This window comes from Pantoea sp. CCBC3-3-1 (assembly GCF_007981265.1).
Classification (GTDB): Bacteria; Pseudomonadota; Gammaproteobacteria; order Enterobacterales; family Enterobacteriaceae; genus Erwinia.
The window spans coordinates 47,054-66,066 of record NZ_CP034366.1; the positions used below are offsets into that span (position 1 = coordinate 47,054).

General features: G+C 51.9%; 21 protein-coding genes and 1 tRNA gene. 21 read left to right on the forward strand and 1 reads right to left on the reverse strand.

The annotated features are described in order from the left end of the window. Position 1: 1 nt before the first annotated feature. Positions 2 to 1,714, reverse strand: a complete 1,713-nt coding sequence (locus EHV07_RS24130; protein WP_147200810.1) for a phage portal protein — start codon at positions 1,712 to 1,714, stop codon at positions 2 to 4. Between the two features lie 75 nt (positions 1,715 to 1,789). On the opposite strand from EHV07_RS24130, the gene EHV07_RS24135 reads away from it, so the two are divergent. The 21 genes from EHV07_RS24135 to EHV07_RS24650 all read left to right on the forward strand — a co-directional run bounded on the left by EHV07_RS24135 (position 1,790) and on the right by EHV07_RS24650 (position 18,791). Beyond that, entirely contained in the window at positions 1,790 to 8,557 is a 6,768-nt protein-coding gene (locus EHV07_RS24135; RefSeq protein ID WP_147200811.1) for an SNF2-related protein, read from the forward strand. 44 nt (positions 8,558 to 8,601) lie between these two features. After that, complete coding sequence (locus tag EHV07_RS24140) at positions 8,602 to 9,030, forward strand: olxA (protein WP_147200812.1); 429 nt, start codon at positions 8,602 to 8,604, stop codon at positions 9,028 to 9,030. 10 nt (positions 9,031 to 9,040) lie between these two features. Beyond that, on the forward strand, positions 9,041 to 9,304 hold the full coding sequence (locus EHV07_RS24145) for a hypothetical protein (protein ID WP_147200813.1): 264 nt from the start codon (positions 9,041 to 9,043) through the stop codon (positions 9,302 to 9,304). Positions 9,305 to 9,485: 181 nt separating this feature from the next. Further along, positions 9,486 to 9,656: a hypothetical protein gene (locus tag EHV07_RS24640; protein WP_168199692.1), complete on the forward strand. Its 171-nt coding sequence runs from the start codon at positions 9,486 to 9,488 to the stop codon at positions 9,654 to 9,656. Positions 9,657 to 9,711: 55 nt separating this feature from the next. Then, complete coding sequence (locus EHV07_RS24150; RefSeq protein ID WP_147200814.1) at positions 9,712 to 9,954, forward strand: HigA family addiction module antitoxin; 243 nt, start codon at positions 9,712 to 9,714, stop codon at positions 9,952 to 9,954. A gap of 19 nt (positions 9,955 to 9,973) precedes the next feature. Further along, entirely contained in the window at positions 9,974 to 10,219 is a 246-nt protein-coding gene (locus tag EHV07_RS24155; protein WP_147200815.1) for a hypothetical protein, read from the forward strand. Further along, on the forward strand, positions 10,203 to 10,793 hold the full coding sequence (locus EHV07_RS24160) for a VRR-NUC domain-containing protein (protein WP_147200816.1): 591 nt from the start codon (positions 10,203 to 10,205) through the stop codon (positions 10,791 to 10,793). Before EHV07_RS24155 ends, EHV07_RS24160 begins: the two co-directional genes overlap by 17 nt. A gap of 137 nt (positions 10,794 to 10,930) precedes the next feature. Then, positions 10,931 to 11,335: a hypothetical protein gene (locus EHV07_RS24165; protein ID WP_147200817.1), complete on the forward strand. Its 405-nt coding sequence runs from the start codon at positions 10,931 to 10,933 to the stop codon at positions 11,333 to 11,335. A gap of 46 nt (positions 11,336 to 11,381) precedes the next feature. Continuing rightward, a complete protein-coding gene (locus EHV07_RS24170) occupies positions 11,382 to 11,930 on the forward strand; it encodes a hypothetical protein (protein WP_147200818.1) in 549 nt (182 codons plus the stop codon). Further along, positions 11,891 to 12,493, forward strand: coding sequence for a hypothetical protein (locus EHV07_RS24175; RefSeq protein WP_147200819.1), 603 nt, complete (start codon positions 11,891 to 11,893; stop codon positions 12,491 to 12,493). Before EHV07_RS24170 ends, EHV07_RS24175 begins: the two co-directional genes overlap by 40 nt. Further along, positions 12,475 to 13,188, forward strand: a complete 714-nt coding sequence (locus tag EHV07_RS24180; RefSeq protein ID WP_254446385.1) for a hypothetical protein — start codon at positions 12,475 to 12,477, stop codon at positions 13,186 to 13,188. Before EHV07_RS24175 ends, EHV07_RS24180 begins: the two co-directional genes overlap by 19 nt. A gap of 169 nt (positions 13,189 to 13,357) precedes the next feature. Beyond that, positions 13,358 to 13,528, forward strand: coding sequence for a hypothetical protein (locus EHV07_RS24645; RefSeq protein WP_168199693.1), 171 nt, complete (start codon positions 13,358 to 13,360; stop codon positions 13,526 to 13,528). A gap of 10 nt (positions 13,529 to 13,538) precedes the next feature. Continuing rightward, positions 13,539 to 14,828: a hypothetical protein gene (locus tag EHV07_RS24185; protein WP_147200820.1), complete on the forward strand. Its 1,290-nt coding sequence runs from the start codon at positions 13,539 to 13,541 to the stop codon at positions 14,826 to 14,828. Between the two features lie 81 nt (positions 14,829 to 14,909). Beyond that, positions 14,910 to 15,224, forward strand: coding sequence for a hypothetical protein (locus tag EHV07_RS24190; RefSeq protein WP_147200821.1), 315 nt, complete (start codon positions 14,910 to 14,912; stop codon positions 15,222 to 15,224). A gap of 2 nt (positions 15,225 to 15,226) precedes the next feature. Continuing rightward, on the forward strand, positions 15,227 to 15,496 hold the full coding sequence (locus EHV07_RS24195; protein ID WP_147200822.1) for a hypothetical protein: 270 nt from the start codon (positions 15,227 to 15,229) through the stop codon (positions 15,494 to 15,496). A gap of 47 nt (positions 15,497 to 15,543) precedes the next feature. Further along, positions 15,544 to 16,308 (forward strand): 3-deoxy-manno-octulosonate cytidylyltransferase, encoded by a 765-nt coding sequence (gene kdsB, locus EHV07_RS24200; RefSeq protein ID WP_147200823.1) that lies wholly within the window; start codon positions 15,544 to 15,546, stop codon positions 16,306 to 16,308. A gap of 164 nt (positions 16,309 to 16,472) precedes the next feature. Further along, positions 16,473 to 17,321, forward strand: a complete 849-nt coding sequence (locus EHV07_RS24205; protein ID WP_147200824.1) for a hypothetical protein — start codon at positions 16,473 to 16,475, stop codon at positions 17,319 to 17,321. A gap of 9 nt (positions 17,322 to 17,330) precedes the next feature. Next, on the forward strand, positions 17,331 to 17,705 hold the full coding sequence (locus EHV07_RS24210) for a hypothetical protein (protein ID WP_147200825.1): 375 nt from the start codon (positions 17,331 to 17,333) through the stop codon (positions 17,703 to 17,705). A 311-nt stretch (positions 17,706 to 18,016) separates the two neighbouring features. Continuing rightward, positions 18,017 to 18,115, forward strand: a tRNA-OTHER gene (locus EHV07_RS24215). Between the two features lie 98 nt (positions 18,116 to 18,213). Continuing rightward, on the forward strand, positions 18,214 to 18,636 hold the full coding sequence (locus EHV07_RS24220; protein ID WP_147200826.1) for a hypothetical protein: 423 nt from the start codon (positions 18,214 to 18,216) through the stop codon (positions 18,634 to 18,636). Beyond that, positions 18,636 to 18,791 (forward strand): hypothetical protein, encoded by a 156-nt coding sequence (locus EHV07_RS24650; RefSeq protein WP_168199694.1) that lies wholly within the window; start codon positions 18,636 to 18,638, stop codon positions 18,789 to 18,791. The genes EHV07_RS24220 and EHV07_RS24650 overlap by 1 nt, the downstream gene beginning before the upstream one ends. The last annotated feature ends 222 nt before the right edge of the window (positions 18,792 to 19,013 follow it).

A 19,013-nucleotide genomic window follows, 5' to 3' on the forward strand; every position in this document is an offset into this window, starting at 1 on the left:
ATTAACTCAGTGCTTTGGTGAAACTGCTTTTAACGTCTTCCGGGCTCATGGAGGCGATCAATGCCACCAGCTCGCTATCGGTCAGTTGCTCGTTGTGCTCAACGCCTTCCATCATGTTGTTGCCCTGATTGCTGGCGGCGCTCTTAATCTCTTTAACCAGTGCATTAAGGCGCTCATCCGGAATCTTCAGGATGTCGCCCATGACCAGCTGCTTAAACGTTTCTGATCCTGCCAGTCCTGCGTTGTTGCTAATGGCATCAATGATGGTGACGAACACGCTGGCGTAGTTCACACGGCTGTCCATCGCAGCGTTTTCTTCAAGCTCAATGCTCGATGCCGTAGACGTAAATTCAACTTCATACGGGCGCTGGCCAGCCGGATAAACCTTTCCGTATTTGGTGGCCAGATGGATATCGCACATGCGGTAAATCATTTCGGTCGCCCCACCACGCAGCCAGCCGGAAATCATGCCGGCGGCGATCGAAGTGCGCAGGAATCCTCCCTCACCAAGCCCACCAGACATCTGGTCAGCAAAGCCCAGCATCGTGTAATCCAGCCCGACGGATGCGGCCAGTTGCTTGATGTGAAACATCACGTCTTCGATCGCAGTGATATCAACCGGGATGGTCTGGGTGTCGATTTGCATCATGCCTTTGCTGTCGGCCATGATGGGAAGAACAGTGTTTGTAACAGTTGGTGCAGTGTTGTGGCCACGCGCGCGCCTTTCCATCATTTCAGCTGACCGCTTCAGCTGTTGGGAAATAGTGCGCTGGTATTCAGCTGCCCGCGCCGGATCCAGTGAGCTGGTCTGCAGGCCAATCAGGCGGTCGATTTTGCTGGCGTTGTAGCGCGTGGCTTTTACTGAACGCAGCGCATTGCGCAGGTTCGTATAAGGCTCAAAAGCCTGTTCAAAAATGCTGGTGCCGTAGTTCTGTGTTTCGACCGGCGTGCGCGTAGTCGGGTCGGATAGCAGGCTGAATTGTTCGGTACCGGTATACATCGGCATAAGGTTTCGCTTTGGCCGCCAGTTCGGCGTCCTCATTGGCACCATTTCCCATGGTTTGGCGAACGCGAACGCCCCCTTTTCGTCCTTCAGGTAGTCGCCTGTGAAGCCCACCAGTTGTCCGCCCACCTCATACTCTTTAACAAAATAGGGGAGGGTGTAAAAATTACACTCAAAGCCGGTGATCCCTTTTTTGGGCGTGGTGTAGGGACGGATATAGCAGACCCCAAAGATGGCCATCAGCGTTGCCCAGCCCGGCAGCTCCTGATTTATAGTCAGCCCAATGTCGTTCATTAGCTCGCTGCAGACGGTTTTTGCCACCTGGTAATCTTTATCCTCACTGTTTTTTACTGGCTTCAGTTTGAATGTCAGATTGGTTTTCTTATTGATAGCGAACGCATAGGAAATATGAATGTTCAGTGCGGCCGCAAGAGTAGGATAAGACGCCATTTCCTCAAGGAACGGATAGCGCTCAAGGCGTGTTTCCGGAAGCGTTACCTCATCCAGAATTTCTCGACCGGCGCTTACCATCGAATCGTTTAAATCTTTTCCCGGCGCATCATTGCCCAGTAGCCCTGAGCGTGAATAAATCGCGCCATACCCGCCGCTGCCGGTTGGGCCGAGAGCCAGCGGCGTCCCTTTATTGGAACGGCTACCAGGCAACACAGCTTCCAGCGCCTTGCGGATGTTATCTATTGGAAATTTAGGCATCGCAAAATGCACCTTTGATAAAATATTAGTTAGTATCCTATGTCAATTTATCAAATGTTCACTTTGGAGGTGATAATGCCTGGAGATAAAGGCAGATATAGCGAAACGATCGAAGCGTGCAATTCGGTTTCCGATATTGTCCGGTTTATTCGTTCGCTGGCCATCATCCGTAAGCCGGTCGCTTTCGGGGTTACAAAAGTGGCGGGCGTCTCAATTGAGCGCACGCGTAAAGAAGCTAATCAAAAGGCGTTAGAACTGCTTAACACGTTGTCGGACGGAGTGCAGCTCACTGATGAGCAACGGCAGACGCTGGCCGGGTATACCGGTGAGGGTGGGATCGGCGGATCCACCCACGAATATTACACCCCACAGCATGTTGCTGAAGGCATGTGGGATCTGATGAAGCTGTATGGTGCAGACGTCGGGAACACTCTGGAGCCTTCTGCCGGCGCTGGTGTTTTCAATGAGACTAAGCCAAAGGGCACGCTGATCACTGCTGCGGAAATCAGTCAAATATCAGGCCGAATTAACCAGCTGCTACACCCCGAAGATAACGTGAAGGTTGCTCCCTTCGAAATGTTGGCCTCCGGTACGCCTGATAACAGTTTTGACCACTGTATCGGTAACGTGCCGTTCGGCGATGCGCGTGGAGATACAATCAACCTGGATAAGGCGTACACCAAAGAAAAAGATATTGGCCGTTACTTCATCCTGCGCCTCCTGGACAAAATCAAGCCGGGCGGAATCGCGTGCATTATCGTCCCTTATGGCATGACCAGTGGCTCGAGAATGAAGAAGCTGCGCGAGCAGGTCTCCCGTAAAGCTGAGTTCCTCGGCGCGCACCGCCTGCCGTCCGGCACATTCGAAGAAAATGGCACATCGACGGCGGTAGATGTCTGGGTACTGAAAAAGCATCCCGAAGCTCTGGCCGACATGATCATGCAGGCTGATGAACCGTTGCTGACCGCGGCGAATGTGCTCTGGCCAGAGTACATCTTGGGAAAATGGTTTGATCAAGACGGGAAACGCTTCGTCTACGGCGAGACTGAAAAGGGTTTCCAGGGGCGCCTGATTATCCGCAATGACCAGATAACCTTCGGAGCACTGAAGGAAAAGCTGATCCACAAATTCGATAGCCGCATTGACTGGAACATGCTGAATATCTCAGAGCCGCAGATCATGAAGGCCGCGGAAGGAGAACAGCGTCTCATTAACGGTCAGTGGTATGTGCTTGACGGTGGCCAGTGGGTTCTGGATGTATCTGGCCAGCCGGTTAAGGTTGAGCCAGCCCGGTACGGCATTAGCGATATGTCAGAGCTGAAAGTGGTGCTTGATAACCCTGAGTCGCTTCTTGCCCGTAAATGGGATCACATAGAGGCGCTGGTTCAGGACTATCCGCACCTTGCGGACGAGTCCGCGCGCAAGGCTTTGGATTTTGCTGGTGGCCTGCCTGTTGCACAGCGGGAACGCATATTCCGTGGCGCATTACTGGGGAATCAAATTGGGATTCTACAGGATGCTATTGCCAATAAGTACCCGGCGGACTATATCGACAGTTTGCGCCAGAGCACGGCCCGACTGGTGGAAAGCGAACTGAAAACCTTTGGCAATCCTAACCAGGGGCGGATCAGCAAAGTTTCCGGCAACAACAGCGGTGGCTGGCTGAAGTTTCGCGCTTCCATCACCAGCGATGGCCAGTTGTCCGATCTGCTGCAGGGTACGCTATCTGTTGAGGGAGCCACAGCATACGACTCGACGAGCCATGAGCAGGTTGTCCGCCATCTCTTTAACCAGATAGACCTGGTCCCGATCAGCCTGCAGGAGTTCCGCAGTGCATCCACAGCGGTATTGCCGGATGATGACAACGCCCTGCTGGATATTCTTGCCAACACCGACGGCATCGCACTGACGCCATCCGGCGACCTGATACCAATGGATCGCGCCACCAGCGGCGATATCGGCATTATCAGCGGGGAACTGAACGGTGTGCTTGGGGTGATCGCTGACGGCCCGCAGAAAAATAACTATCTGCGCCAGCTGGAGCAAATTAAAGCGCGCCGCAAATGGACAGGCGTTGACGATATTACTTTCTCGCTGGACTCCCGCTGGTTTGACAGATCGCTGGTGCTGGAATTCCTCCATGAAGCCGGGTATGACGATCTAACTTACGTGCAATCCATTGAGGTGGAAAATGGCGCGCTTGTTTCGGAACAGGGGTATCGCGGCGCGAACGGTGTGTTTGCCGGTTACCGTTACGGGACAGTGCTCAAAAAGGACAAAGAGACAAACAGTATTGCTCCAACCTATGCCCGTAAGAGCACGGCTGATGGTTTTTCGATGCAGTTGGAAAAATACCTCAACGGCGGCAAGCCCGCCGGCGTGAACGGCGAAAGTTATATTGCCCGTATTCGTGATCTGGAAACAGAATTCAATAACTGGATACGCCAGCATGATGAAATCGACTCCCTGGTTGAACAGTACAACAACGCCTTTAACGCCTACATCCCGTTTGAACAGTCTGAGTCAAGCCTGGGTCTGAAGGGTATCAGCGGGGAGCGTGTCCCGTTCAGCTACCAGAATCAGGAAGTTCGCCGCCTGTCTGAAGATGGCCGGGGTATCCTGGGATTCGGTACTGGCTTGGGTAAAACCACGACGGCGCTGGCGCTGGAAGCCTATAACTTTGAGAACGGCCGGAGTACCCGCACGGCGATCGTAGTGCCGAAAGCGGTCTATGAAAACTGGTATCACGAAGCCAAGGGGTTTTACAGCGCTGATGCGTTCGCAAACATCCTATTTATTGGGCTCGATCTGCAGCGCGATGACGCTGGCAATGCGCGACAGGTTCCCGTACTCGATGAGAGTGGCCAGCCGAAACTTGATGCAGGCGGTGCGCCGGTAACCCGTGATGCCCTGACGCTGTCCAGTTCGGCAACCATCAAAGCACGCATGAACCAGATCCCGCACTCCAATAATCGTCTGGTGGTGATGAGCAAGGAGCAATACGCGGCGATCCCTATGCGACCCGAGACTATCCGAGACCATGCGCATGACGTACTGTTTGCTCAGGCAGACGCCGGACGCGTGAAAATTGGTACTGATTCCTATCGCGAGCAGAAGAAAAAAGACCGTGTTCTGACTGAATATTCCGATACCGGCACCGTAAAAGAACATGACTTCCCGTACTTTGAAGACATGCACTTTGATAGCGTGATCGCCGACGAAGGTCATAACTATCGTAATAGCTACAGCGCTGGCCGTGAGGCTTCCCAGCTCGCCTACTTGCCAGTGCCAAGCGTGTCACAGTCTGCGCGTGATATGGCGGTTAAGAACGCCTACCTAATGGCAAAAAATAACGGCCGCGGGCCTGTGCTGCTGACGGCGACACCGGTTGTGAACAGTCCGATCGACGCCTTTAACATGCTTTCCCACTGTGTGAGCATGGAGGACTGGCATCGCATGGGAATCTTCACCCCTGATGATTTCGTGAAAGAATTTGGGCGTACCAAGCTGTGCGAAGTCATGAAGCTGTCCGGTGAGGTTGAGCTAAAGCAAGGGCTGATAGGCTTTAAAAATCTCGACGGGCTGCGCGGTATCTTCCACCGCTGGACGACCCTGAAGACCGCGGCGGATGTCGCTGAGCAGGTGAAAATACCTGACCTGGTGGAGTCCACTGCAGAAGCGCCAATGTCACCTGACCAGTTCGTAGTTTACGAGGAGCTGCGCGAGCGGGCGGAGAAGCTTTCTAAGGGCCAGGATGACGATGAGGATCCAGAAAATAAAGACACTATTTTCGGCATTATCCGTGATATGGACCGTGTATGTACGGATATGGATTTATATAACCGGGTTATCACTTTCCGTTTCCCTGCCGCGTTGAGCGATAAGGTCCGCCAGTTGGTGGCCGACCTGCCGGATAGTGTGGGTGCTGATAGTGACAACGAAGAGGAATATGGCACTGCTGGTCAGTACACTGTCAGGGAGGAAGGAGAGTTTTGCACGCTGGTTGTTCCAGAAATGTACGAACCGGAAGTGCTAAAGCGTATGAGCAAGTTTGGCATTGCCGATCAGAACATGACGCACCCACTGACACCGAAATATTCCGCGCTGGTGGAGAACCTCAAAGCCGGACTGAAACGTGGCAAACAAATCATCTTCACCGATGAAAAAAGCCAGCACGGAAAGCTCAGGCGTATCCTGGTGGCGCAGTTGGGTATTGATGAGTCTCAGATTGGGATCTTGAATGCAACGACTGTTGCCAATGCTGGCAAAAAGGGGAAGAAGCCGAAGAAGGTCAAGCCGCCGAAAAACCTCCCGGATGAACCCACTGAAGAGCAGGTGACGGCCTACTACCAGCAAAAATTACTGTATGACGATTATGTTGCTGTTATCAACGAGGTAAGCCTGGGCGGGCTGGAGCAGATCGCTGCAGACTACAATGAGGGACGCTCCCGCGTACTGATCTGCAACAAAAAAGCTGAAGTGGGGATCAACCTGCACAAAGGCACAACGGACATCCACCACCTTACCCTTCCATGGACTCCGGCGAGTATTGACCAGCGCAATGGCCGCGGTGCGCGTGTGGGGTCATCACAGGACAGCGTAAACGTGTTTTATTACTGCGGTAGCGGCTCTTTTGATGAATTCCGCCTGCGTACCCTGAAACGCAAAAAGAATTGGATTAAAGAAATCCTCACATCTGACAAGTCGCAGATGGACAACGCTGACGCCGGAAATATGGTGGAAATGCAGCTACTACTGGCCGCTAACCCGGAAGAGCGTGAACGCCGTATCGCGGAGCAGGTATCGAAAGCAAAAGCAGCGGCGACTGCGCGAGCAAAAGTCCGGGCCACTCAGGATCTGGGCAACTACATTAAAGCGCAGCATGCTGGTGCTGCAAACCTGGATACCGAGCGTGGCAAGGCGTTTGATCTCGACCGTGCTGCAGAAAATGCAGCTGGTGTACTGGACAAAGTCAGGCGCGAGCTTACCGACCTTCAGCAGGGGATGATGGATGCGCAGGAAAAGCAGAAGGAAGAACCCGGAGAACGTTCACATGGGTACAGGATTAAGCGCATTGAGTCCGAAATCCGCACAACGCGGGAATTCCTGACTGCTGCCAGTAAGGCTGATATCAACGCCCGTTCTGCAGCGGTTAAGCAGCAACGCAAAATTGAACGCCTGAGTAAGGCTGAGTCTGAGATAAAACGCCTGCGGCCAGTTATCAAGAAAGCTCTGGATGACGGCTTGCTGGATGTGGATCCTGATGTGCTCGACCACGGTAAAGATATCCTGCTGGTGAACGGGAAGACCTATAAGGTTGGCCAGATCTACAACTTTAACGTGAATTCCCAGGGCAAATATAACGCCATCTCTTACGCCCGCATCAGTGGCCTGGATTTTGATGCCCGTACGGCCGATCTAATCGGACTGTTCACAGCCGAAGGTCAAAAAGCAGGTTCAACAAAAAATGTACCTGTAGAGCACTTGGGAACGGAAAGTGATGTGACACTTTCTGAGCTTGAGTTACTGAGCAAAATGCAAGGTGGCATGTATATCCAGGCCGTCCCGGAGCTATTAAGTAAAGAACAGTTCTATCACTATCTGAAAATGGGTCAGCTAATGCTCAATGACGGGAATACGATTTGTTACGAGCAGGGTAAATATTCGACCGTTGTCCTCAACAGGCGATCTGCAGGTTACGGGCTGGGTGGCGGGGTTTACCGAGATTCGAACTGGTACCGGGATAATGGCCAGAAGCTCATTTATCCTGATCGCAGTGACGAGCAGCTGAAGCAGGCAATAGCCATCAAAGAGCGCCAGAAAGCCGATTTCCGCTATTCCTGCAAAGGATTTCTGACAGCATTATTTGGCGGTGACTGGGAAACTGTCATGGCAGGTATTGGTGAGATCGCTGGTCCAGACGTCATCAATGCGGCAGTGGCAAGGCGTATGAGCGGGCCAATGTTTAGCTATGAAAAGGATTTCCATTCATCCGTATCTAAATTTATCGCTACAGGTGAGGTCGAAGTTCCAAAGCTGGCAGGGATGCGCTTTCTGAGCGGGGATATTCCGGCGCAGTACACCAATAGCAATGACTTCGAAAGCGCACTGAAGAGCGCGATCCTGAGCGCGAACGAAGAAGCGCGGGAGATGCTGGTGTCGGGCAAGGCTCAAAGGGCACAGGCAGACTATGAGCAGTTTGGAAGGGAGGTAGAACAGGGCGTCCTGCCCAGCGAAACCCAGGTGCTTCGCGTGCTTGATGGCTACGGCACCATTGAACAGGTATTCGATGGGTATTCCAGCTATCAAAGCCTACAGATGTGCGCTGCCGTGGTGATTTTGGGGCTGGCTGATGCATCAGCAGTTACCGCTGATCTCTTGACCAATCCAGCCGGGATCAGGAGCTTCGCAGAAACTGCGGACGTCAGGCTGCAGGCGATGAATGAGCCGCAAGCGAATCAGCTCAAAGAGAGCTACCAAATCAAGCGAGGACTAATCACGCCTGAAGATATTGCCCAGCGCAAGGAACTGGAAGAGGCCCGCACCAAGAGCACCTTGGTAGTGGAAAAAATGGAAGATAACACAGGTATCGAGGTGCGCATTAATACCAGCAATGTGCGCAATAAGCGTGGCATTAATTTCTCCGCTGGCGGCTGCTTTGGGCTCAGGGATCCGAAAGGCAAAGAAGGTGCGCTTTTCCGCGCCAAAGACGAGTTGAAGGATAAATACGGCGCGAAGTTCCTCAACAGTTGGAAAGACAATTCAGAGTTTCCCGGCAGTTGGTGGTTGATTCCTTCAAAGTATGACCAGGAAGAAGTTCTAAAAGTTGTGGCAAAATACTAAAATATAAGGATATTGCCGGGTAAATCCGGCAATAATAAAACACGATGACGTTACAAGACACGTTAAAACCTGACGAGAGCTATCTGGAGGCTATTTTACCTGCCGCGCTGGGTGATCGGAATGAAGATAAATTCCTGTCAGATTACCTCAGTGGGCTGAGCCATTGCCTGAATGCAGATCCGCGCTATTACCGTGGCGTTGGCCCGTGGTGGCCATCGTTGAAGGCGCTGCTGGTGGAGTCGGGTGATTTATCAGCGGGCATTCAGATTGATGATGATATTGCCGAAATATACCAATATGAGAAACCAGCGTTGATCGCAGTGGCCGCATATCTGTATCAGAGTATGCGCATGACCAATGGTCTGTTGTTTTCTTCAAGCCACCAGCTGGCGCAACCCGATACAGAGGACGAGCCATATGAGTTCATCTCATATGATCTTGAGCTGGAGAGCAAAGTAGTCCAGATGGATTAAAGGGGGAAGTATGTCGGTCACAACTAAACAACGATTTATGGACAAGCGGCGCTTGCAGGAAGAGGCGGAAAAGTATGGCTGTGAAATTGAAACGCACCATCATCGAAGAAAGATTTTCACTCTTAGAATGGGCGAGCGGTGGACATACGTTAAAGACCCGATGACAGGGCAGCCTATCCAGCGGATGCGCGAGGTACCGATTGATATCTGGAAGCAGGCGATCATGAACAGCGCCAATTATCTTCGGTCAGATGCATACAGAGAAGAAAATTAAATTTTTAGTATTGTATGTCAGATAGCTGTGGTGTACCATTCTGTTTCGTGTTACGGAACGCGAAACAAGGTTGGGCGCTTTGACAGGTTCAGAAAAAAGCAAGGCTCGCCGAAGCGAGCCCCCGTCAATCCGGGAAGAGGTCGCCAAACACATTCCCCGGACATAACAAAAGGATAGTACCATGATTGATTATGTTGGTCGAGATATCGCAGCTCCACGCACCCAGACCCGCAACAAAGCAGTGGATACAGGTGCAGCCAAAGTGAAGTTTGTCCTTCTGAATTTTCCTGTTGTATTCACTGTTTTTTTTATTCTTAATCTCATTCTTGAGCATGCCAGCCACCACGGCTAACTCACTGCTCTAACTAAAGCGCCCGCGTGGCGCTTTTTTGTTTATAGGTGACATTATGACTGTTCAACATCCCGGTAACATCCTGCGTAAAGCCCTGGAGGATGAAAAAATGAGCCTTGCTGCAGCGGCAGAAAAAATCGGGGTAACTAAAGCGACACTTTCGCGGCTGATAAACCAAAAGCAATCTCTGACACCGGAGTTGGCAATAAAAATTAGTATACTATGTCGAAAACATCCGTTAGTTTTGCTCACCTGTCAAAACGAGCATGACCTTGCCCGCCTTGGGTGGGAAGGTTAACAACTTTACGGATTTACAAATGAGTGACGAACTGGACCGCCTGGCTGATATTGAGCACGGCATTCTGGAAAAACAAATTCAGCGAGCCCGCCTGTCATCAAACGCTCAGCTAGTGATTAATGGGTTTTGCTATTATTGTGATGAAAGCTGTGGTCAGCAGCCGTTCTGCGATGAGGACTGCTCCAAGGACTGGCATGATGAGCAAGCTGCGAAGGTGCGCAGAGTGGGCGTGAGCAAATCAGGATGGCATGGTGATCAGGTTTAGTGACGAATGGCTTACTGCTAATAATCGCGATAAAGACGGCAAATTGCTGAAAGGCAGGCGGGTCAAACGTGGTGATGGTATCCCGGATGCCACTGCTGGCCATAAGCGGGCGGTAGCGAAGCTTCACCGTCTGGAAATAGAGCTTGCAGTTTCCCCGCATGCTAAGGCGTTGGCGCAGCTGGCTAAAAATCCCGAAGTACAAAAAAAGAAAGGCCCGGAGCACTGGGATCAGGTGCGGGTATTCGATTTTATGCATCGGAAGCACCCGGATATTTACGATCTTCTGCATGCGACACCTAACGGCGGAGCCCGCAGTGAAGTTGTTGGCTTTGACATGAAAGCGGAAGGGCTAAAAAAGGGTTTCCCTGACGTTTCCCTGCATGCTGCCCGTGGCGTGTATCATGGCCTACATGTAGAGCTAAAAGTAGGCTCAAACTCCCTGCAAGAAGACCAGAAAAAATGGCAGGCTCGCCTCAGGGCTCAAGGTTACGCTTGTGAGCTTACCAAGGGTTGGGAAGCCATGACCGAAATCATCCTTCGTTATTGGTTACTCGAAACAGGGCAAACTCTGTAAGGATTTTTATAACTAAGCTCCTTATTAGTGTCTTATGTCAGTTTTTATGATTTAATTTTCCCATTCAGAGGGGGCAACCCTCTACAACGGCGCAGTAACACCCTGCGCCGCCTCATTCATACCGTAAAGAGAATCCTATGTGCGATAAACATTGCCTTCAAGGCGATCAGTGCTCTCCTAACCAATCATTCCGTAAACCTGAAGTTACCGAGCTGCGTCTGTCTGAAGGCGAAACCCTGGTTGTGAAATCCGGTCCTACTGAGGTCACTATCTGCAATGGTGAAGTGTCTATCTTCAGTAAAGAAAATGTCTGCTTTGGCATCAAAAATAGCATGACCATGCAAGTAAATGATTATTCGCCTGCCATGGACATGATGAGCGAGATTATTCGCCAGAATGAATCTCATCAGGAAGCCACCAGTGAACTCTCCGATAACGTGTGGCACGCTCCTGTCAGCGGCTTTGGCCGTGGTAGTGATTTAACCGCCTGTGAGCCAGAGACCAATTCAGCTACCGGCGAGAAAGATATCCCGTCTTCTTGATTTAGCTGCCCGGTGCCGCGGTGCCGGGTAATTACGTGTGGTTTAAATGCAATTTGAATCTGTATTTTGCGTGGCATCGGGGCCGTCACTGACAAAAGCAGACTGTGAACGAGTTGAAGCGACGGGATTACCTGTTGTGGCAGTGAATAACGCATATGGCATGTTTCGACAGCCATACGCCCTGTTCGCTGGTGATCTGGCTTGGTGGGAGGCTTACGGTGCTGCAGTTCCTGCAAATATCCGCCGTTGTACCGCCTCCAGAGCCGCAACATTTCGCTATGACGTTGAGTACCAGCGTTTTGGCGGACCTGATGTGAGATTTAACTCCGGCTCAATGGCCATTCAGTTTGCTGAAAGTCTTGGCGCGAAAACTATCTACCTGCTGGGTTACGACTGTTCTGTTAAGGAAGGTGTTCACTTTCACGGCAGGCACGGCGGCAGGCTAAGAAACCCTACCGATGTAAGCGTAGCCAAGTGGCAAAAAGAATTCGCCGATGTGCATGCACAGCTAGCGCACGTTGAGATTTTTAACTGTTCCCGGAGAACTGAACTGACATGCTTCCCATTAAAAAGCCTGGAGAAGGTGATCGTGTGATCATCGTGGCTTCCGGCCCTTCCGCTGAAGGCTTTTTGCCGCCGCGTGGGGTACCGGTTATCGCTGTAAATGGTGCCATTGACTGCCTGAGCCGTGCCTCTTATTTTTTCACGTTAGACCCCTCGCCGATTAATCTGCGCCGCCTGCGCATCCGGCGGCGCAACGTGAAATATTGCGCTGCAGGCGTTACGGTGCCTGGGGTGTACGAATTTGAGCGCCTTTCCCTGCGAGGCAAAGAGCCAGCAAGCAAACACTCTCCTGAGTGGTGGCTGTGGCGCTGGTCAGCACGTCCTGTGTTGTCTGAAGACCCCAATGTAATCCACAACGGTAACTCTGCCTGGGGAGCACTGGGACTCGCTCACCATCTGGGGTTTAAGAATGTGGCGCTGGTGGGCGTTGATGCCACCCAGGAGCCACGGGTACATAGCGGCGGTACGCCAAATAACCTTTCGCATCTGCCACTACTGTTCAAATCTGCACTGCCTCAAATCAACGTAGTTTCCTGCGGGAAACTCAACTCAATCCCTCAAATGAGTATGAAAGAATGGCTGAAAAACTCCTGAAAATTGCCTTGGTCTACCGCTCTGGCGGTGATTACGCACCTGACGATGTAAAAACACTGGTTGCCCAATTGCCAGCCACTGCAGAGATCATCTGCCTGACTGATGCGCCATTCGTTATGGAGCGTGTTACCTGCATCCCGCTGACCTGTCCTTATCGTGGTATGCGGGGCTGGTGGGCCAAAATTGATTTATTCCGACCAGATATCACTGACGACCTGCTGTATTTCGATCTGGACACGGTAATCACAGGCGACATTAAAAAGTTGATCACCACCCGCAGGGATCAAATGGTCATGCTGACGGACTTTTATCACCCTCAGTACCTGATGAGTTCAGTGATGTACATTCCGAACAGCTATAAAGCACGCATTTGGAATACATTCTGGGCTGACCCGCAACGGCATGTTGATGAATGCACCCTCACCTCAAAATGGGGCGACCAAGGCTTCATTCGGGGTGTAATTGGTGACTGTCTGCGCTGGCAGGATGTCTGCCCGAATTGGTTCGTCAGTTACAAGGCAGACGTGGTGAAAGTGGGAGAGAGCCCGTTTGCTACCAAACGTTACTCCAAGGGGGACGGCAGCCTGCCTAAAGGTGCCCGCGTTGTCATCTTCCACGGCAATCCCCGTCCATATGAAAGCGGGGAGCCGTGGCTTCCTGAGTACCTGTATGCGGCTGAAAGCGAGACAAGCTAACGGGGGCCATCTTCATAATTTAGTCAGGTAAATAAGTATTTAACTTTACAAAAGATACTAAAATATGGATATTAATGCCGCATCATATTTTAGTATCTTATGTTGGAGGCTTGTGAGCATTTTCCGTAAGATATTTTCACCCCGTCGCCATTTTTGGACGGTGTGTTTTATGACTGAAAACGGGCCGCGTTCCATCATTGCGCAATATCCCGATAAACACATGACCCCGCTGAGGATTGGGATGCTTGCCAGGCAGGAAGACTACCCGGACAACGTACCGGTGCTGTCAGTCTCCTATCTTGGCCGGATGAGCATGTACACCGCCAGCACCAAAACTTAAAGGTAACTATATGTCCGCACAGCCAGCAGCAGTAGCCGAGGATTCAGTAGCAATCCTTGAAGCCATTAACGAAGGTTTTAACACACAGATTGGCCAGCTCAACTACGCCATTAAGCGCGTGGCGGGGGATGATATGTCTGTGCGTCACATTGAAAACTGTATAAATGGGCTCCAGACACTGGCAATGGAATTGGCGGGCATAGCATCGAACGATATTGATGATCACGATCACCTGATCGGTTTACTGGGTGATCGCGATACGTCTGTCAGGCTCCTCACTGTTTCAGTTGAAAACCTCAATGAGCAGCTGGCTATCCTGCGCGGTCGTGCGGAGACACAAAGTCAAGATATGGACGAGGCCATTGAGCGTGCCACGCATGAAGCCCAGCTGCATATGGCTGAGCTACGCGCAATGGTGGACAACCTCACCAACACGCTGGATGAGAAAAAAGCCCTCATCGAAACCTATATGGCTCGCGACAAGAACCAGCGCGTGGAGATCCGTGAGCTGAATATCCTGGAGCCGCATAAGCTCAAAAAGAAGAACCAGGAACTGAAGACTGAAGCCCGTGATAATCGCGCGAAAATTACCATGCTGAGCCAGACCATTTTTCAGAGAGATAAAGAGCTGACCAAGGCGAAATCTGATTCCGCACATCTGATGGCCGGTCTGGAAGCTGAGCGGGGTGAGGTTGCCCGCCTGGCTGATCACATCAAGCGTGCCAACACCATTTCGGCTGGCTACAAGTACGAAACCGTTATGACTAACGGTCAGCCGCTGCACTTTGTGATCAACCGTACCTTCCGCGGCACGTTCACCCTTCAGGCTGATGGCATCTACCCACGCTACGTCAACAACCTGGACTTCACCTTCATCATCTGGGCGTCAATCGGTGTCGGCGCGGCCGTGTCGCTTAACGAATGGCTGCGACCGAACTACCGCCGCGATCCGCTGATCACCGAATACTGGCCACAGGATTTGTATGACGCATTGCAGGACATGTATCGCGAAGAGATACAAAACACGCATCCGCATTTACTGAAGCGCGTGGCATGGGCGGAGTCAGTGGCCCTGGAATCTATTGGAGGCCTTACTGCAGCTCAGAAGAAAGCCCTGAGCGCTGAAGGTCACGACACGCTGTGCTCAATCGTGATGTTCGACGCCAGCGAACTGGCTATGACCAAAGGCATCAGCGCTAAGTCTGCGGAGCAAATCCTTACCGCCTGTTATGTGCTGGTGGACGCCTGGGATCGCGAGAACGGCGCGCCCGTGATCGCTTACGAGAAAGAACCGAAATAGCCACTTTGCCGGGCGTTCGTCTGGCTTTTACTGATACCAAATCAATCCACCAGCTTTAGTAACATCTACTGAGGAATCACCATGAGTAAACTGTCTTTCGAAGCCAAGCTTTTCTGGATTTTTAACGAAACTGTCGCACTTAACCTGGCCACGGCTGCTGACGGTCAGGCCCAGCTGACTATCACCGACGAGCAGAACGAAACCAACACATATACTGGGACGCTGCCGGAGGTGCTGAACGCGGCCTATCTTGAGATTTCACCGGATGCCGAAGCTGACGTGAAAGAAAACAAAGCCCGCGATCTGTTCTCCAAGCTCACGTTCGGTCTGGTAGATAGCTCCCTGGAACACCAGGCAGAAAAAGCGCTGTATGAAACAGAACAGGCCAGCTCCTGATTATGGCCGCGGAAAAGACCTATAAGGGCTACACCCTCGACCAAGTAATGTGGTGGGTTAAGCGCCTTGGCCAGAATGTGGCGCTTCGTGTGGAAGCAGGCGAATACCGCCTGATCTTCTCTCACAAAACCTGCGGCACCCAGGAGCTTTACGGTAGTTTCTGGACGTGTGCGCAGAATGCCGTTGAGGCACTGGCCACTGCCATCCGTCGGGCTGATAACGCCGATATTGAGGCTTACGCTGCCGAGTATCCGGAAAGCGTTTCAGGTTAAGCAGTCAGGGCTGCCAGCAGGTGGCCTTTTTTATACCCGGAGTAAATATGTCGTACACCCTAAACCCACCGTTTACCGTTGTCATTCCTGCGCGGTATGGCTCAACACGCCTCCCCGCAAAAGCCCTGATCAATATCAACGGCCGCCCAATGATCACTCATACCATCCAGCGCGCCAAAGAGTCAGGGGCGAACGCGGTGATTGTGGCCACAGATCATAAAGATATTTTGGATTTGGCTGTTCGGCAGGGTGTCGGAGCAGTCATGACGTCCGACAGCTGCGCCAGCGGCACTGACCGGATCGCAGAGGCTGTCAGCTTGCTGAGCATCGACCCGGATACCATCATTATCAATTTGCAGGGCGATGAACCGATGTTTCCGGGCGTGCATCTCAGTGAGCTGGCTGACACTTTCGCCTACAGCGGATCAGAGATGGCCACAATAGGTGTTGAGGGGTTAACCGCAGCGCAACTGGCCGATCCGAACGTGGTTAAAGTCGTGACTGACAATTTTGATAGCGCGCTCTATTTCTCGCGTGCCGGCGTGCCATTTTCCCGTGACGGCCAGCTGGTGGATGACTCAAGCATGCGCCGTTACTTCATGCGTCATGTAGGGGTTTATGCCTACCGCGCCGGGTTCGTGCAGGATTTTGTGAACTGGGGGGTGTCACTGCTGGAATTCGCAGAGAAGCTGGAGCAGCTACGCGTGTTGGCTAATGGCTGCCGTATCCAGATGCTCCGCCTTAAAGACCTGGCCGCCCATGGCGTGGATACGCCGAAAGATCTTGCCCTGGTTCGCAGTCTGCTTATGTAGCGGTTTTTGGGCTGGTTAGCATACTTTTATGTTAAGTGTGGAGGTATTAACAGCGCAATAGCTGAGTTAACTTATTAAAATAAAGTCCGCGTTAGTATTGTATGTCAATTTTTGTTGAGCTAAATTCCTGTCTCGCTTTTAGCGACTTCAATTAAGGGTATCCAATGACTGCATTACACGCCGAACAGCCTCAGTTAGAGGCAAATACCATCAACGCGATGACTCGCGTTGTTAATACTTTTGCCGCTCTTACGGACAAAACGCTGACCGTGGAAGAGGGCTACCAATTTTTATCTCTTTGGGGGATGGTCAATAAGACTGCTGCGGCCGTTACGGTCATGATGCAGGCTCCGGAACAAGTAGCCGTCGAGGCCTCCGCGCCGGTCGTTCCCCCAGTCCCAGCAATATCTCCAGCCGCCCCGGAAGTTAATGTCGTTTCGACATCCGCTTCTGCATTGTTAAAGGAGGTCACCTCAGCACCTGCAGCTGAGAAAATGCCACAGGTGGAGGAAATTTCTGTAGAGGGGATGGCCAATCCGATGCGCCGGATCGTCAGCTCGTTCCGTACCCCTGAAAAGAACTGGAGGCCAGGCTTTAACTGGCGTATCGACGTTATTCCGTTTGATGTCGACAGTCACGACGAGGCCTATTTTGTCCACTTCCGCGAGCGTCCAACTCAGGCAGAATTTGACGAGCATTACGCGCGATTTACTGACAAAGAGAACCGTTGCAAGGTGCATGTGATGGAATCCAACGGGTTCTCATCAACGCGCATTACCGATGAGTTCTGTAGCTTCACCGAGCGCAGCGGCATTAACTACGGCACGCCGGAAATTATGAAGCCGCGGACTGAGTGGCAGGAAGGGGAGCGTTTTCGAATAAAGTTTTGGGATCAGCGCATTAATTCCATGAATTATCAGTATTTCCCGAATAAGCCCGCGCGCCATCTCGTAACCGAATTGAGCACGATCAAGCGCGTCGCGATCGTCGAGCCGCGCCCTAAAAACCTCTGACGGGCACTCATGCAAGATATCAATAACGCCGTACAGGCGGTAAGCGATCACCTGAATATGCTTACCGCCAACGTGAAACACCTTACAGCTGAAAGCGCGGGGTTACTCCGCGTCTTTGAGGTGGCGATGCAGCTGGTGGCCAGTAATGAAGAATGGACGCCAGCACAGCGCGAACAGTTGGCTTTGGCAGTGAAGGCCTGTAATCAGGTGACGAACACCGCCAAAGCTATCAGAGGATTTGAGGCCGCTGGTATGGATTTGCTTCGGAATGAAATCGAAAAGATGGTAGGTGAGGGCGTCAGTGAACGCTTCATGCCAGGCATAAACCTCTGCCTTGGCTCTGTGAGCTCACTGGCGCTACATCACCGTACAAAAAGGGAATAGCTTAACCGCCCAATAAAGAGCACCAACCGCTGTATATATTTGTACGGCTGCGGTGGAAACAGCCATAGACGGCCGCCAAGATGATGCAAACGGTAAAGGGCGTTAAAACTCGTTAGGTGCTGGCGTGGCACACGCGACAACCGTGATAGAGCGGTGACGTTTCGGAGAGACGAAAACACAACGTTAAGAGCACTACACCGGATATATGGACCGCAGCTGTGTTTGCCACCGCTGGCGGTAAGGTAGTTAGACCGCAGAGCCTGCGTAACGGCCACGCGTCGTAAGGTTGTCAAAGGCAGTGCCCTTAACGTTGTGATGTAGCTCAGTCTGGAAGTAGCGCCCCGTTCATATAGCCTTAAGGCGGTGTGGGGACGGCGGGGAGGTCGCCGGTTCAAATCCGGCCATCGCAATCTGTATTGCTGTGTGTAGTCTTTGCCCATTCCTGTAATGGGCATTTTTTACTAAGCACCATATTAGTATTTTATGTTTAAGCATGAGGACAAAGAGAATGACCGCTTCCCAGCCATGCACGGCCACTACACCAGACCAGGAACTTTACTATCTACAGGACAGCCGGAACTACTCCGGCAATGACATCCTCTGGTGGGGGCTTGAAGGTAGGGGATATGTGACTGATCTGAAGAGGGCACAAACTTACACGCGTGAAGAAGCTCAGTTAAAGCATAACTGCCGGGATACCGATATCCCGTGGCCAAAGGCGTATATTGATGCCCGCTGGCGACCTGCTGTGGATATGCAAGACTGCAATCGCAGCGAAGCTCTGCAAGGTACCGGGATCGTTCTCGCTAAGCCCAAGAAACGGCGTAAGCCTGTTTTCAACTGCTGTTACTGCGGGAAGTTTCTCAGTGAACACGATTACTACTCCGGACCTTACGGCGGCCACCCGTGCAGGCACTGCGAGAAAGACTAATGATCCAAGACCGCATTACCCTTGCAGAGCTTGGTTGCGTGTTGCAAGCCTACGACAAAACCCATTTATTTCACCGCATGGCAAAAGAACTGGTGATGCTTCGGTTGCAGGTGCAAGCGTGGCAGGAACGCCCACCGGCGGGCCCGTTCAGCTAATTTTGTGACTAGCAGCCTGACGCATCACCTATGTACGTAAAGTCTGCTGTGTGCCAGAAGCTAACAACAGTTCACCATGGCGTCTCACGGGGCTGCGGCGACGCCGTTTTCCTTACTGCCAGTAAGAAAATTTTGTGGTTGCATATTAGGATACTATTGCGTAGATTTGTGAAAGGCTTGGCGGTTGTCGTCAACCGTTTTAGTAGGCTCCCATCAGCGGCG

Bases quoted from the DNA above. Each gene is read 5' to 3' on its own strand.
- EHV07_RS24130 (WP_147200810.1), bottom strand. From the start codon at position 1,714: ATGCCTAAATTTCCAATAGATAACATCCGCAAGGCGCTGGAAGCTGTG.
- EHV07_RS24135 (WP_147200811.1), top strand. From the start codon at position 1,790: ATGCCTGGAGATAAAGGCAGATATAGCGAAACGATCGAAGCGTGCAAT.
- EHV07_RS24140 (WP_147200812.1), top strand. From the start codon at position 8,602: ATGACGTTACAAGACACGTTAAAACCTGACGAGAGCTATCTGGAGGCT.
- EHV07_RS24145 (WP_147200813.1), top strand. From the start codon at position 9,041: ATGTCGGTCACAACTAAACAACGATTTATGGACAAGCGGCGCTTGCAG.
- EHV07_RS24640 (WP_168199692.1), top strand. From the start codon at position 9,486: ATGATTGATTATGTTGGTCGAGATATCGCAGCTCCACGCACCCAGACC.
- EHV07_RS24150 (WP_147200814.1), top strand. From the start codon at position 9,712: ATGACTGTTCAACATCCCGGTAACATCCTGCGTAAAGCCCTGGAGGAT.
- EHV07_RS24155 (WP_147200815.1), top strand. From the start codon at position 9,974: ATGAGTGACGAACTGGACCGCCTGGCTGATATTGAGCACGGCATTCTG.
- EHV07_RS24160 (WP_147200816.1), top strand. From the start codon at position 10,203: ATGGTGATCAGGTTTAGTGACGAATGGCTTACTGCTAATAATCGCGAT.
- EHV07_RS24165 (WP_147200817.1), top strand. From the start codon at position 10,931: ATGTGCGATAAACATTGCCTTCAAGGCGATCAGTGCTCTCCTAACCAA.
- EHV07_RS24170 (WP_147200818.1), top strand. From the start codon at position 11,382: ATGCAATTTGAATCTGTATTTTGCGTGGCATCGGGGCCGTCACTGACA.
- EHV07_RS24175 (WP_147200819.1), top strand. From the start codon at position 11,891: ATGCTTCCCATTAAAAAGCCTGGAGAAGGTGATCGTGTGATCATCGTG.
- EHV07_RS24180 (WP_254446385.1), top strand. From the start codon at position 12,475: ATGGCTGAAAAACTCCTGAAAATTGCCTTGGTCTACCGCTCTGGCGGT.
- EHV07_RS24645 (WP_168199693.1), top strand. From the start codon at position 13,358: ATGACTGAAAACGGGCCGCGTTCCATCATTGCGCAATATCCCGATAAA.
- EHV07_RS24185 (WP_147200820.1), top strand. From the start codon at position 13,539: ATGTCCGCACAGCCAGCAGCAGTAGCCGAGGATTCAGTAGCAATCCTT.
- EHV07_RS24190 (WP_147200821.1), top strand. From the start codon at position 14,910: ATGAGTAAACTGTCTTTCGAAGCCAAGCTTTTCTGGATTTTTAACGAA.
- EHV07_RS24195 (WP_147200822.1), top strand. From the start codon at position 15,227: ATGGCCGCGGAAAAGACCTATAAGGGCTACACCCTCGACCAAGTAATG.
- kdsB (WP_147200823.1), top strand. From the start codon at position 15,544: ATGTCGTACACCCTAAACCCACCGTTTACCGTTGTCATTCCTGCGCGG.
- EHV07_RS24205 (WP_147200824.1), top strand. From the start codon at position 16,473: ATGACTGCATTACACGCCGAACAGCCTCAGTTAGAGGCAAATACCATC.
- EHV07_RS24210 (WP_147200825.1), top strand. From the start codon at position 17,331: ATGCAAGATATCAATAACGCCGTACAGGCGGTAAGCGATCACCTGAAT.
- EHV07_RS24220 (WP_147200826.1), top strand. From the start codon at position 18,214: ATGACCGCTTCCCAGCCATGCACGGCCACTACACCAGACCAGGAACTT.
- EHV07_RS24650 (WP_168199694.1), top strand. From the start codon at position 18,636: ATGATCCAAGACCGCATTACCCTTGCAGAGCTTGGTTGCGTGTTGCAA.